We start from the raw sequence: 13,706 nt of genomic DNA on the forward strand, positions 1-13,706 counted from the left end.
ATGACAATGAGGTCCCCATCTTTACGAAGCGGCGGGAAGCGCTGGCGCCGGCTGGCGCCCTGGATCGCGGCCGCCGCGGTCCTGGCGGCCTGCAGTGGTCCGGGTTCCGATCAGACCACGCCCGCGCAGGCGCCCGTCGAGGTCGGCAAGCTGAATACGGTCGCCGTGGTCACCCACGGTTCGCCCGGCGACGCCTTCTGGAATGTGGTGAAGAACGGCGCGGAGGCGGCGGGCAAGCAGCTCGGCGTCCGCGTGGAATACAACTCCTCCGGCGATCCGGGTCAGCAGGCCAAGCTCATCGACAATGCGGTGGCACAGGGCGTCGACGGCCTGGTGGTGTCCATGGCCAATCCGGATGCGCTGCGCACCTCGGTGGAGAAGGCGATCTCGGCCGGTATCCCGGTGGTGACCATCAATTCCGGTGAGGCCGAAAGCGTCCAGTTCGGCGCCATCGGGCATGTCGGCCAGAGTGAGCGGCAGGCCGGTGAGGCGGCGGGCAAGCGGCTCGCGGCCGCCGGAAAACGCAAGATGCTGTGCGTGATCCACGAGGCCGGGAATATCGGCGCGAACGAACGCTGCGCGGGTGCCACCCAAGGGTTCGGCACCGCGGTCACCCTGCAGGTCGATATCAACAATCCCACCGATGTGCAGGCACGCATCCGGGGTGCGCTGGAATCGGATCCGTCCATCGACGCGGTACTGACGCTGAATTCGCAGATCGCCGCCCGTGCGGTGGATGCGGTGCGGGAGTCCAAGTCGAAGGCGGGCATTGCCACCTTCGATCTCAATGATGATGTGGTGGCCGCCATTCGGGCCGGCACCCTGTTGTTCGCGATCGATCAGCAGCAGTACGAACAGGGCTATCTGCCGGTGGTCATGTTGAAGCTGTACCGGTCCAACCTCAATAGCGTCGGTGGCGGCCTGCCGGTGCAGACCGGTCCCGCCTTCGTGGACAAGACCAATGTCGATGTCGTCGCCGGGCTCGTCGCCCAGGGCACGCGGTGAGTGTCGGGAGTGAATGACATGAGTGTTGCCACAACGGCTTCCGAGCCGGACACCAAGCCCGCCGGGCTCCGCGCCTCGATACTGCAGCGGCTGATCGTGCGGCCCGAACTCGGCGCGTTCATCGGCGCGCTGGTGGTGTTCCTGTTCTTCTCCATCATCACCGACAAGTTCTTCAGCGCCCTGGGCGTTTCCAACTGGCTCGACGACGCCTCGACGCTCGGCATCATGGCCGTGGCGGTGGCACTGCTCATGATCGGCGGCGAATTCGATCTCTCCGCCGGTGTGATGACGGCGTCCACGGCACTGGTCACCGGACTGCTCGCGGTCAATGCGGGCTGGAATGTCTGGCTGGCGCTGGCGGTTTCGCTGGTGTTCGCACTGGCGGTCGGAGCGCTCAACGGCTGGGTGGTCATGCGGACCGGGCTGCCGAGTTTCATCGTCACCCTGGGCTCCTTCCTCGCGCTGCAGGGCTTGAATCTCGGTGTGACCCGGTGGATCACCGGCACCGTGCAGGTATCGGGCATTCGCGCATCGGGCGGCTACCAGTCCGCGGGCTGGGTGTTCGCCTCCACCACGAATATCGGCGACGCCCATATCCAGGCCTCGGTGGTGTGGTGGATCGTGCTCACCGTCCTGGCGGGAATCGTGCTGGTGCGCACCAGGTTCGGCAACTGGATCTTCGCCGTCGGCGGCTCGCTGCCGAGTGCCCGCGCGGTGGGTGTGCCCGCCGCGCGCACCAAGATCCTGCTCTTCATGACCACGGCCTTCGCGGGCTGGGTGGTGGGCGCCTGCAATCTGCTGCGCTTCTCCAGCGTGCAGGCCAATCAGGGTGTGGGACTGGAGTTTCAGTACATCATCGCCGCGGTGATCGGCGGCTGCCTGCTGACCGGCGGCTTCGGCTCGGTGGTCGGTGCGGCGCTGGGCGCGCTCACCTTCGGCATGGCGCGGCAGGGCATTGTGTTCGCGGGCTGGAACAGCGACTGGTTCATGCTGTTCCTCGGCATCCTGCTGCTCGCGGCCGTGCTGGTCAATACCGCATTCAAGAAGCGAGCGGAAAGGGTACGCCGATGACTGTGCCACTGATAGAAGCGGTGGATATCGGCAAGAGCTACGGCGGTGTTGTTGCGCTGCAAGATGTCTCGATGGTGGTGAACGCGGGCGAGGTCACCTGCGTACTGGGTGACAATGGCGCGGGCAAGTCCACGCTCATCAAGATCCTGTCCGGCGTCCATCAGCACGACACCGGTGAACTGCGCATCGAAGGCGAGCCGACCCGATTCTCCTCGCCCCGTGAGGCTTTGGATCGCGGCATCGCCACCGTCTACCAGGATCTCGCGGTGGTCCCGCTCATGAGCGTATGGCGCAATTTTGTGCTCGGCTCCGAACCCGTCAAACGCTACGGCCCGATCGAGCTGCTGGATCGGCGCACCGCGCAGGACATCACCCGTAAAGCCCTGTCGGATATGGGAATCGAGCTCAATGATCTGGAGCAGCCGGTCGGAACGCTCTCCGGCGGTCAGCGTCAGAGCGTCGCCATCGCCCGCGCCGTGCACTACGGGGCGAAGGTGCTGATTCTGGACGAGCCCACCGCCGCACTGGGTGTCAAGCAGGCGGGTGTGGTGCTGCGGTATGTGGTGCAGGCGCGCGAACGCGGCCTGGGCGTGGTGCTCATCACCCACAATCCGCACCATGCCTATCCGGTCGGTGACCGCTTCCTGCTGCTGCAGCGCGGCGGCATGCTCGGCTGCTACGAGAAATCCGAGATCGACCTGCCGGAACTGACCCGGCAGATGTCCGGCGGCGCGGAACTGGAAGCGCTGCAGCACGAATTGCAGCGAGTGGTGACGCCGTGACCGATCTGGAGGTCCTGACGATCGGCCGGGTCGGCGTCGACCTGTACCCGGAGCAGAGCGGCGTCTCGCTGGCGGAGGTCACCACCTTCGCCAAATTCCTCGGCGGCACCGCCACCAATGTCGCTGTCGCGGCCGCCCGCCTGGGCCGCCGCACCGCCATTCTCACCAAGGTCGGGCCCGATGGATTCGGCGACTTCGTGCGAACGGCGCTGCGGGACTTCGGTGTGGTGAACGAGTTCGTCGCCACCGCGCCGAATCTGCACACCCCCGTCGTGTTCTGCGAGCTCAATCCGCCCGCCGACCCGCCGCTGCTGTTCTACCGCGCACCCATCGCACCGGATCTCACCCTCACCGAGGACGAGATCCCCTGGGACGTCGTTGATTCCGTGCCTCTGCTGTGGGTGACGGGTACCGGCGTGAGTGCCGAACCCGGCCGCACCACCCAGCGCGCGATTCTCGAGCGCCGTGCCCGGCGCGGCCACACCGTGCTGGACCTCGACTACCGGCCCATGTTCTGGCCCGATGTCGAGACCGCCCGCGCCGAGATCGGCTGGATGCTCGACCACGTGAATGTGGTGGTGGGCAATAGAACCGAGGCGCAGGTGGCCACCGGTTCCGCCGACCCGGACGAGGCGGCCGATCGGCTGCTCGCGCGCGGTGTGCGCCTGGCCGTCATCAAGCGCGGCGCCGAGGGCGTACTGGTCGCCACCGAGCATGAACGCTGGACGGTCGAGCCCTGCCGCATCGAGGTGGTCTGCGGCCTGGGCGCCGGCGACGGTTTCGGCGGGGCCCTCATTCACGGGCTGCTCTCGGACTGGGATCCGCACCGCCTCGCCACCTATGCCAATGCCGCCGGAGCATTGGTGGCTTCGCGATTGGCCTGCGCCGACGCCATGCCGACCGCCGCCGAGATCGAGGAGCTGCTGTGCACCTGACCGATGAACGCTGGCATCGACTGCTGCGCGCCCGAGCCACCGAACCCGAGGCGATTCGCGCCGCCTACGCCGACCGCCGCCGCCGGCCGAACCTGCTGTCGGACAAGGGCACACTGTTCCTGGTCGCCGCCGATCACCCGGCGCGCGGGGCACTGAGCGTACGTGCCGACAGCACCGCCATGGCCGGGCGGCGCACACTGCTGGAGCGGCTGCTCATCGCGCTCGACAATCCCGCCGTGGACGGTGTGCTCGGGTCCCCGGACATCGTCGAGGAGCTGCTGCTCCTGGACGCCGTGCACGACAAGATCGTCATCGGCTCCATGAATCGCGGCGGTCTGGCCGGGGCGGACTGGGAGATCGACGACCGCTTCACCGGATACGATGCGGAATCGCTGGTGAAATACCGGCTGGACGGCGGCAAAATGCTGCTGCGCCTGGTGGATTCGGATCCCGGTACCGTGCCCACGCTGGAAGCCTGCGCCCGCGCGGTCTCGGAATTGGCCGAGCACGGACTCATGGCCATGGTCGAGCCGCTGCCCTACGGCCGCGATCCGTCCGGGGCGCTGGTTATGCACCGCGATGCCGCCGCACTCCAGCGCGCCATCACGGTGGCGTCGGGCCTCGGCGTCACCTCGGCGTATACCTGGCTGAAGATACCGGCGCCCCAAGATATTTCGGCGCTGGATGCGACAACTCTGCCCGTGGTGGTCCTCGGTGGTGCGCCCTCCGGCGACCCCGCCGCGGACCTCGCCTCCTGGGGCGCGGCGCTCACCCACGATGTGGTGCGTGGCCTGGTAGTCGGCCGCAGCCTGCTCTACCCGCCCGACGGCGATGTAGCGGGCGCGGTGGACAAGGCTGCCCGGGTGCTGGAGGCGGCGTCATGAGCAAACTCCACCGCCGCGCCGGAACCCTGTGTGACGGCGCGGATCCGGTATTTCTGACGCCCGCCGATGCGGGCTGGACCTACACCGGGCTGCGCGTGCTTCAGCTGGCTGCGGGCGAATCCCGCACGGTGCACACCGGCGACTTCGAAGCATTCGTACTGCCGCTGTCCGGGTCGTGCACGGTCCGCGTCGACGGCCAGGTATTCGAGTTGACCGGCCGCGAAACAGTTTTCACCCGGGTGACCGACTTCGCCTACGTCCCTCGTGACGCCGAGGTCGAGCTGTCCACGGTCTCCGGACTGGAGGTCGCGCTGCCGATGGCTCGCTGTACCCGCCGCCTGACTCCGAAGTACGGCCCGGCCGAACAGGTTCCGGTGGAGGTCCGCGGTGCGGGTCCGGCGACCCGGCAGGTCACCGGTTTCGGTGTGCCCGGCGTCTGGGATCACGCCGGCAAGCTCAATGCCTGTGAACTCATCACCCCCGGCGGCAATTGGTCCTCCTATCCGCCGCACAAGCATGACGAGGCGAGCGACTGCGAGGTCGTCAATGAGGAGATCTACTACTTCCGTATTGCCGGGGCGGATGGAACAACCCCCTCCGCAACAGGTTTCGGCATGCATCGCACCTACACCGCCGACGGTGACCTGGACGAGAACGTCGCCGTACGCGACGGCGACGTCTTCCTGATCCCGCACGGCTACCACGGCCCCTGCATCGCCGCCCCCGGCTATCCGATGTACTACCTGAACGTGCTGGCCGGTCCCGCCCCCGAACGGTCCATGGCCTTCTGTGACGACCCCGCACACGCCTGGGTCCGCTCCCGGTGGGCCGATGAACCGCTCGACCCGCGCTGCCCCGTCACCTCGTACGAAGGACGACTCGCATGAGACTCACGACCGCACAAGCCCTGGTGGCCTGGCTGGTCGCCCAGCGGTCCGAGACTCTCGACGGTGCCGAAGTGCCTTTGTTCCCCGCGGTTTTCGCCATCTTCGGGCACGGCAATGTGCTCGGGCTCGGCACCGCGCTGCAGGAGCGGCGCGAGGAGATCCCGGTCTGGCGCGGGCACACCGAACAGGGCATGGCCCTGGCCGCGGTCGGTCTGGCCAAGGCCGCACAGCGCCGGCAGGTCGGCATCGCGACCTCCTCCATCGGTCCCGGGGCGCTCAATATGGTCACGGCAGCCGGTGTGGCACATGCCAATCGGCTGCCCCTGCTCCTGCTGCCCGGCGATGCGTTTGTCAGTCGCGCGCCCGATCCGGTGCTGCAGCAGGTGGAGCACTACGGCGACCCGACCATTACGGTGAACGACGCCTTCCGCCCGGTGAGCCGGTACTTCGACCGCATCACCCGGCCCGAGCAGCTCATTGCCACCCTTCCGCAGGTAGCGCGGGTACTCACCGATCCAGCCGATGCGGGACCGGTGACTCTCGCACTGCCGCAGGATGTTCAGGTCGAGACCTACGACTTTCCGGAGGCGCTGTTCGAGCCCGTGCTGCACCGCGTCCCGCGTCCGCGCCCTGACCGTCGCAGTCTGGCCGAGGCGGCCGAGGTACTGCGCGGCGCACAGCGTCCCCTGGTGATCCTCGGCGGCGGTGTGCGCTACTCCGGTGCTGTTGCCCGCGCAGTGGAATTCGCTGAGCAGCACGGTATTCCGGTGACGGAGACGACCGCGGGCCGCACCCTGGTACCCCACGATCACCCGCTGTACGCGGGCCCGCTCGGCATCACCGGCGCGGCGTCGGCCAATGCCCTCGCGAGTGCGGCCGATGTGGTGCTCGCCATCGGTACCCGCCTGCAAGATTTCACCACCGCCTCCTGGACGGTCTTCGATCCGGAAGTGCGCCTGGTGCATATCAATGCCGCCCGATTCGACGCGGTGAAGCACGGTGCGCTCGCGGTGGTGGGCGATGCCGATGCCGCACTGCAGGATCTCGCGCCGCAGCTGGGGCAGTGGCACGCGGATCCCGCCTGGACCGCTCGCGCGCTCGCCGTCCGCACCGACTGGGACGCGCATATCGACAAGCTGCGCAGCCCGGCTCTCGGCGCACCCGCCTACGCGCAGATCGTCGGCGTGGTCAATGACCTCAGCGGCCCACACGATTACGTCATGACCGCTTCGGGTGGTCTGCCCGGTGAACTCGTCGGCGGCTGGCGCGCCACCGGTGGCGAACCGGCCATGGACGTCGAATACGGCTTCTCCTGCATGGGATACGAGCTCGCCGGCGCCTGGGGCGCGGCCATGATCGTCTCCGACGAAGCGCGCTCCTATACCAGCGGCCTGGTCACCACCCTGCTCGGCGACGGCTCCTACCTCATGCTCAACTCCGAACTCTTCTCCGCGGCCTTCGCCGGGCACCCCATGGTCGCCGTCGTCTGCGATAACGACGGCTACGCGGTGATCGCCCGATTGCAGGAGGGCCAGGGCGGCGAGCCGTTCAACAACTTCTACGCCGATTGCCGCACCCACCACACCGAACCACCCCGCGTCGATTTCGTCTCACACGCCCGCTCCCTCGGCTGCGTGGTGTTCACCGCCGGCGAATCCGCGGAGTTCCGCGACGCCTACACCCGCGCCCGCAATGCCGCCATCACCGAACGCCGACCCGCTGTCGTGGTGGTGCGCACGCAGCCCTCGTCCTGGACCGAAGCCGGTGCCTGGTGGGAAGTTGGAGTGCCCCAGCACCTCTCGGGCCGCGAGGCCTACGACCAGGAGAAACCGCATCAACTCCGTTACACCCGACGCGACTAGCGGACGTCGCGCCGGGCCCCCGCTACAGAATCCGGGCATACCGGCACTCGGGTAACCCGTGCGGGGAATCTGTGGCAGACTCGGCGCAAACGCGCGAGGCGGCCGAAACCGAGGCCGGACGTGCATACGGTGATGTGGGAGTTTGAAGGTCGCAATGGATCTCAGCGCCATCGAGCGCCAGGTAGCTTCGGATCGCGGAGCCGCCCAGGACCGTTCGCTTCAAGCAGAGCTGCAGCTCGCCACCACACTATGCGCGTTCGCACGCGGGCTCATGGCCACCAAAAACGATCCCGCGCAGCGGGATCGGTCGGCCTCGGCGCTCGAACCGGCGCAGGAGGCGGTGCTGCTGCGGCTGCGCTGGCTCACCGCCGGTCATGTGAATGCGATCTTCGCGAACGAGGTGCAGGAGGCGCTGCGGCTGTTCGAGGAGGCCGCGCGACTCATCGGCCATCGTGAGCTCGCCACCGCCACCATCCGGAATGCGTGTAATGCGTACCGCCAGGTGGCGCACAACTATCCGAATGCCGCGGCCGTCTGCGCGGATGCGCTGGCCAAGTGCGGTGTGTGGCTGTGCAGGCTCGACCCCACCGCGGCCGTGGCCGCCGGGCGGGATGCCGTCACCATTCGCGCCAGGCTGTTCGCCGCGGATCCGGAGCAGGCCGCGCGGTACCTCTCCAGCCTCAATACCCTGCTGCGCACGCTCATGGTGGGGCAGCAGCGCAAGCCCGCCATCGCCCTGTACCGCGAGCACTATGCGCAGGTCACCTCGCCGGTGATGGCCCAGCAGCTGCGGGATATCAAGGTCGAGGACATCGGTTTCACCAGCAAGACGCTGACCGCACTGCGCAAGCTGGAATGCGCGACCCTGGAGCGGGCCGGATACCTCACTCAGCAGCAGATCCTGTACCAGAGCGCGGGTGACCTCTCGACCATCGAGGAGGTCAACTGGCAGCTGGCGCTGGTCGGTCTCAAGCCGCTCGCCGCGGGCGCCATGCCCGATCAGCCCTCCAAACCGATGGAGATCAGTACCTCCTTCGGCGCACTGGGGGTGCGCTGCTCCTCCCGCAATGCCGTGACTCTGGTGCGGGCCGCCGTGCTCGCCGCCTACAGCGTGGACGGCGCGCAGACCGTGCCCGCCACCGCCTATCTCGGCGTGGACGAAAAGCATTGGAGCACACCGGACCCCGAGGCCAATCGCGCCGAGCGGCTGGGCCAGGACGTGGTGCTCATCGAAAAGGTCTCCGAGCACTGGGTTTCGGTCAAGAGCCTGAACTGGGAGGTGGCGCCGGTCGGTAAACACCCACTGGCACTGCGGCTTTCCCATGAGTGGCCGGTGGTCAGCGTGACCACCACCGAGAACATGTCCTACGAACTGTGCTGGTACGAGGGCGGTTCGGCGATCCAGTACGCGGCGCTCGGGCTGCCGGCGGGACAGGTTCCGCTCGAAAAGCCGCTGGCCCCGCTGGATTTCAAGGCGCTCGCGGACCACGGCGCGGACTACGCCTCCGAGACGCAGGTGCGGTCCGCCTTCGGCAACACCACGATGTTCACCAAGCTCACCATGCTGCCGGGCAGCGGTATCCGGCAGGCCGCCGAAGCCGGGCCGCTGTCCGCGCACGGTGCGAACATCCTGTATTTCCGCGACGGCAGCGCATAGATCCAGGGGCTGCGGAGATCTTGAAATAGATCTTGATTCGCGGTAAACCGTGATACGGATCACTTGTGACCGCTACCCTGTGATCACCTCGGCTGCTCGTGGCGAATCACAAGGGTCCTCCGCCTCCACGAAATGCCTGGGATAGAAAGGCATCTCGATCATGAGTTCCACTCCGACCGCCGTCCCGTCCGCGGACCCGGGCCTGCAGCAACCTACGCTGCTCACCGGCCTCTGGCAGCGCAAGATCCCGCATTATCCGGATACCCCGGCTCGATCCTGGTACCTGTTCCTCGTGGTGATCACCTCGGTCGCCCTCTATTACCAGCTCTTCGTATCGGGTGCGGTGGGCAATCAGCTCATTGCCTACTTCCATCTGTCATTCCGGTACTTCGTCGGAATCTTCATCATCGGCGCCGCATTCGGCGCGGTGGCCTCGGTCATCGCCGGCCTGCTCGACAGGTGGGGGCGGGCCAATATGGTCGCCTACGGCACGGTGATCTGTTCACTGCTCACCTTCCTGGCGGTTCCGGCCTGCACCACCAAAGAGGCGTACCTCATCGTGTACTGCCTGGTCGGAATAGTGGAAGGCGCTGTTCTGGTGGCCACCCCGGCCCTGGTCCGCGACTTCTCGCCGCAGCTCGGCCGCGCCTCGGCCATGGGCTTCTGGACACTGGGCCCGGTACTCGGCGCACTGGTGACCACGGAGATCTCCACCCACACCCTCGACGCCCATCCTGATTGGCAGTTCCACTACCGGTTGTGCGGCGTGATCTGCATTGCGATCTCGCTGATCGGCCTGGTCGGTCTGCGTGAGCTGAGTCCGGCGCTGCGTGATCAGATCATGGTGTCGATCAAGGACCGGGCGCTCGTCGAGGCTCGTGCGCGCGGGCTGGACGTGGGCAGTCTCGAGCGCGATCAGTGGAAACAGATGCTGACGTTCAATATTGTCGGCTCCGCTTTCGCCATCTCGATATTCCTGGCGTTCTTCTACACCATCGTGTCTTTCCTGCCGGTGTACCTGGCGACCAATTTCGGATTCACCTCGGCGCAGGCCAATGCGCTCGGTAACTGGTATTGGATCGCCAATGCGCTGAGCCTGGTGCTGACGGGCATCGTCTCGGACTATCTGAAGGTGCGAAAACCCTTCATGATTTTCGGGGCGATAATCAGCATCATCGGTGTGTACGCGTTCCTCGGATACACCGATAAACCCGGCACCGACTACTACACGTTCGCCATTGTGCTGAGTCTCATCGCGGTCGGCAGCGGTATCGCCTACGCCACCTGGATGGCCAGCTTCACCGAGACCGTGGAGAACCGCAATCCCGCGGCCACGGTCGCCGGGCTCGCCGTCTGGGGCGGAACTCTGCGCACCGTGGTCACTTTCGTGCTGCTGGGCCTGCTCCTCGTGGTCACCGCGGCGGGCACCCTGGTGAACTACGGTCCACGGCTGCAGGAGATCGCGGCCAAGTACCACACCGAGATCGCCACCATCCAGACGGTCGGCACCGACACCATGGCAAAGCTCGGAGCCAATCCGAACGATACGGCGGCACAGGTCGCGGCACTGGTGAAACTGACGGGCGCCGCACCCGGGGATGTCCAGACCACCCTCGCCCTCAATGCCAAATACCCGCAGGAATTGGCGACACTGCAGTCGATCGACCCGGCGGTGCTCACCAAACTGCTGATCAATCCCAATGATCAGCAGTCCGCCGCGACAGCGGTCGGTCAGGTGGCGAAGAAGTTCAATATTCCGCCGGATCAGGCCATTGCGCGCATTACCGCGGCGAAGGTGGTGCCGGTCAACGATCTGGCCGTGGCCTCGCAGGTGGGGCCGCAATTGACCACTGCGAGTGAACAATTGAAGGCGGTGAGCGCCATCCCGACGGCTGATCAGCAATATTTGTCCGATCATGCCAAGGAGGTGCAGCAGGCCCAGGTCGATTCGCCGAAGCAGTGGCGGACCTGGTGGTGGATCTGCCTGATCGCGCAGGTCATCTTCCTGCCGTTCGTATTCGCCATGTCCGGCTACTGGAGCCCCAAGAAGGCTGCGGAGGCGGCGGCGGAGCACCAAGAGGCTGTCGAACGCGAGATGGAGTCCCTGTCGCTGTGACGGCTGCGCTGTGATTCCGGTGGGCTCGGCGGTGTCGAAGGGCAGTCGAGCCCACCAATCCAGTACAGTTAACGAAGTGTTATCGAACTCCGTGGCCGCCACCTTCGACCTGCTCGGCGACCGTTTGACCTTGACCATCCTGCGATTGGCCTTCGTCGAACACGCTCGCCGCTTCAGTCAGTGGAGCGACCGCACCGGGGCGCCGCCCGCCGTGCTCACCGCACGGCTGGCGGCGCTCGTCGATGCCGGGGTGCTGGTGCGCGATCGCGCCGAATACCGGCTCACCCCGCTCGGATTGGACACCTGGGAAATCCTGGTCTGCGTCTGGTCCTGGCAGCGGGAGTGGACGCCGGAGTGGGCGCTGCTCCCGGAATTCGTGCATACCGAATGCGGCCATCGTGGCCCGCCGGTGCTCATGTGCCGCGGTTGCGGGCGCACGGTAACCCCCCACGACACCGATGTGGAGCTGGACCGCGACGCGCTGTGGCACATCACGTCGGGTCGCCGCCGCTCCGCCGCACGGACGGCCCCGCTCGCCCGCGTGGATGCGCGATTCGACGAAATCATGGAGGCCATCGGCGATCGGTGGAGCGCCGCCGTCACCGGTCTGGCGCTGGCCGGCGTGCGCCGCTTCTCGGAATTCCGTGTGGCCCTGCACATGTCGCCGACCACGCTGACCGAGCGGCTGACCCGCCTGGTCGAGGCCGGGATCCTGCACCGCCCGGAAACCGATGCGCGCGAATATCGTCTGACCCCGCGAGGTCGAGCCCTGTTCGGCGTCTTCGCTTTTCTGCTCGCCTGGTCTGATCAGGCGCACCCGCAGAATCCGGAGCCCGGTCTGCGCATTCATCACCGCGAGTGCGGCGCCGTACTGCTGCCCGCGCTGCGGTGCCGGGGCTGCGAGGTGGTGCTCGGACGCACCGATGTGCGGTTCGAACGCCCCTGACGGCTCTTGACAGCTCTCGCTGAGACGCGTATCACTTCATTAACTGTAGTGAACTTCGCCGGGTCGTCTGTGCCCGGCCACTGGAGGCGCCTCTCATGCCGCTCAATGAAGAACTCATCGCCCCGGCCGCCGCGGCCCTGACCAATCCGTACCTGGAGGGTCCGTACGCCGCCACGGCCGACGAGATCACGGCCACCGGCCTCACGGTCCTGTACGGCGAGCTGCCGGTGGATCTGGACGGCGTGTACGTCCGCAACGGGCCGAACCCGCAATTCGCGCCGATGGGCCGCTACCACTGGTTCGACGGTGACGGCATGTTGCACGCGGTGCACTTCGACAATGGCCGGGCGACCTACCGCAATCGGTACATTCGCACCGCCGAGTTCGATGCCGAGAGGGCCGCGGGCACCGCGCTGTGGCGCGGCGTCATCGAGCCCTGGGACGACAATCCGGCAGGTGACCGCCGCGAACGCAATTCCGCCAATACCGATGTCGTGTACCACCACGGCAATCTGCTGGCCCTCTGGTACCGCGCGGGCAAGCCCTACGCGCTGGATCCGGTGAGCCTCGAGACCCGTGGTGTCGACACCTTCAACGGCACACTGCCGGGCGAGGTTTCGGCACATGCCAAGGTGGATGTGCGCACCGAGGAACTGCTCTTCTTCGACTACGGCATCAATGCCCCGTACCTGCGCTACGGCGTCGCGGACGCGGCGGGGACCGTCACCCACTTCACCGGTCTCGAACTGCCCGGCCCGCGCTTGCCGCACGATATGGCGATCACCGAGAACTATTCGATCCTGATGGATCTGCCGCTCTACAACGATCCGCGCGCCGCCGCGGCCGGCCGGTTCAAGATTTTCTTCGACCGCAACCTGCCCAGTCGTTTCGCGGTGCTGCCGCGCTATGGCGTTGGCGCGGAGGCGAAGTGGTTCGAGGCCGCGCCCGGCTACATCTACCACACGGTCAACTCCTGGGAGGAGGGCGACGAAATCGTGCTGGTGGTCTGCCGGGTCACCGAACCGAGTCCGGTCTCCGATCGCGCGCATCCCCTCGCGCAATTGCTCGCCTATCTGCGGCCGGAGGCGAAGCTGCACAAGTACCGCTTCAATCTGCGTACCGGCGCCACTACCGAGACCCCCATGGACGATGTGAACACCGAGTTCCCGGCGATCGACCAGGGCATCAGTGGACAGCGCGGCCGGTACTCGTATCAGATGCGGCTCTCGGTGGACAGCACCATGATCTTCGACGCCGTCATCAAGTACGACTTGCTCACCGGCGCAAAGGAAACCGCGCCTTTCGGCGCCGGTATGTTCGGCAGCGAACTGACCGTGGTGCCGCGGCCGGGCGGTGACCGTGAAGACGACGCCTGGTTGACCATGTTCGCCCACAACAACCACACCGGCCTGGGTGAGGTGTGGATCTACGATGCGGCCGACCTCGCCCGCGGACCCGTCTGCCGCCTGGGCCTGCCCACCCGCATCCCACTCGGCTTCCATGCGACCTGGGTGAGCGGCGACCGCATGCGTGCCGCCTCCGAGCCGATCGCCTGAACGGG

Annotated in this window: 11 protein-coding genes; all 11 read left to right on the plus strand. The window is 66.7% G+C overall.

The genetic code is table 11. The features are described from left to right. The first annotated feature begins 6 nt into the window (after positions 1-6). The gene (locus tag OG716_RS06615) at positions 7-1,005 is read left to right on the plus strand and encodes a sugar ABC transporter substrate-binding protein (RefSeq protein ID WP_355122535.1); all 999 of its coding nucleotides are present in this window, start codon (positions 7-9) and stop codon (positions 1,003-1,005) included. 18 nt (positions 1,006-1,023) lie between these two features. Continuing rightward, positions 1,024-2,076: an ABC transporter permease gene (locus OG716_RS06620; RefSeq protein WP_405136809.1), complete on the plus strand. Its 1,053-nt coding sequence runs from the start codon at positions 1,024-1,026 to the stop codon at positions 2,074-2,076. After that, entirely contained in the window at positions 2,073-2,858 is a 786-nt protein-coding gene (locus OG716_RS06625; protein ID WP_405136810.1) for an ATP-binding cassette domain-containing protein, read from the plus strand. The genes OG716_RS06620 and OG716_RS06625 overlap by 4 nt, the downstream gene beginning before the upstream one ends. Beyond that, positions 2,855-3,793 carry a 5-dehydro-2-deoxygluconokinase gene (iolC, locus tag OG716_RS06630; RefSeq protein ID WP_405136811.1) on the plus strand — a complete coding sequence of 313 codons (939 nt, stop codon included), beginning with the start codon at positions 2,855-2,857 and terminating at the stop codon, positions 3,791-3,793. Before OG716_RS06625 ends, iolC begins: the two co-directional genes overlap by 4 nt. Continuing rightward, positions 3,784-4,677 carry an aldolase gene (locus OG716_RS06635; RefSeq protein ID WP_405136812.1) on the plus strand — a complete coding sequence of 298 codons (894 nt, stop codon included), beginning with the start codon at positions 3,784-3,786 and terminating at the stop codon, positions 4,675-4,677. Before iolC ends, OG716_RS06635 begins: the two co-directional genes overlap by 10 nt. Further along, complete coding sequence (gene iolB / locus OG716_RS06640; protein WP_405136813.1) at positions 4,674-5,564, plus strand: 5-deoxy-glucuronate isomerase; 891 nt, start codon at positions 4,674-4,676, stop codon at positions 5,562-5,564. The genes OG716_RS06635 and iolB overlap by 4 nt, the downstream gene beginning before the upstream one ends. Then, on the plus strand, positions 5,561-7,426 hold the full coding sequence (iolD, locus tag OG716_RS06645; RefSeq protein ID WP_405136814.1) for a 3D-(3,5/4)-trihydroxycyclohexane-1,2-dione acylhydrolase (decyclizing): 1,866 nt from the start codon (positions 5,561-5,563) through the stop codon (positions 7,424-7,426). The genes iolB and iolD overlap by 4 nt, the downstream gene beginning before the upstream one ends. A 154-nt stretch (positions 7,427-7,580) precedes the next feature. After that, positions 7,581-9,083, plus strand: coding sequence for a hypothetical protein (locus OG716_RS06650; RefSeq protein ID WP_405136815.1), 1,503 nt, complete (start codon positions 7,581-7,583; stop codon positions 9,081-9,083). 160 nt (positions 9,084-9,243) lie between these two features. Further along, positions 9,244-11,199, plus strand: coding sequence for an MFS transporter (locus OG716_RS06655; RefSeq protein ID WP_405136816.1), 1,956 nt, complete (start codon positions 9,244-9,246; stop codon positions 11,197-11,199). Positions 11,200-11,275: 76 nt separating this feature from the next. Continuing rightward, positions 11,276-12,145 (plus strand): winged helix-turn-helix transcriptional regulator, encoded by an 870-nt coding sequence (locus OG716_RS06660; RefSeq protein WP_405136817.1) that lies wholly within the window; start codon positions 11,276-11,278, stop codon positions 12,143-12,145. A 95-nt stretch (positions 12,146-12,240) separates the two neighbouring features. After that, the gene (locus tag OG716_RS06665; RefSeq protein ID WP_405136818.1) at positions 12,241-13,701 is read left to right on the plus strand and encodes a carotenoid oxygenase family protein; all 1,461 of its coding nucleotides are present in this window, start codon (positions 12,241-12,243) and stop codon (positions 13,699-13,701) included. The last annotated feature ends 5 nt before the right edge of the window (positions 13,702-13,706 follow it).

The sequence above is a fragment of the Nocardia sp. NBC_01388 genome (genome assembly GCF_045040085.1).
Lineage (GTDB): Bacteria > Actinomycetota > Actinomycetes > Mycobacteriales > Mycobacteriaceae > Nocardia.

What these genes read in the sequence shown, in the direction of transcription:
- OG716_RS06655 (WP_405136816.1), top strand. Translation starts at nt 9,244, where the DNA reads ATGAGTTCCACTCCGACCGCCGTCCCGTCCGCGGACCCGGGCCTGCAG.
- iolB (WP_405136813.1), top strand. Translation starts at nt 4,674, where the DNA reads ATGAGCAAACTCCACCGCCGCGCCGGAACCCTGTGTGACGGCGCGGAT.
- iolD (WP_405136814.1), top strand. Translation starts at nt 5,561, where the DNA reads ATGAGACTCACGACCGCACAAGCCCTGGTGGCCTGGCTGGTCGCCCAG.
- OG716_RS06615 (WP_355122535.1), top strand. Translation starts at nt 7, where the DNA reads ATGAGGTCCCCATCTTTACGAAGCGGCGGGAAGCGCTGGCGCCGGCTG.
- OG716_RS06665 (WP_405136818.1), top strand. Translation starts at nt 12,241, where the DNA reads ATGCCGCTCAATGAAGAACTCATCGCCCCGGCCGCCGCGGCCCTGACC.
- OG716_RS06620 (WP_405136809.1), top strand. Translation starts at nt 1,024, where the DNA reads ATGAGTGTTGCCACAACGGCTTCCGAGCCGGACACCAAGCCCGCCGGG.
- OG716_RS06625 (WP_405136810.1), top strand. Translation starts at nt 2,073, where the DNA reads ATGACTGTGCCACTGATAGAAGCGGTGGATATCGGCAAGAGCTACGGC.
- OG716_RS06650 (WP_405136815.1), top strand. Translation starts at nt 7,581, where the DNA reads ATGGATCTCAGCGCCATCGAGCGCCAGGTAGCTTCGGATCGCGGAGCC.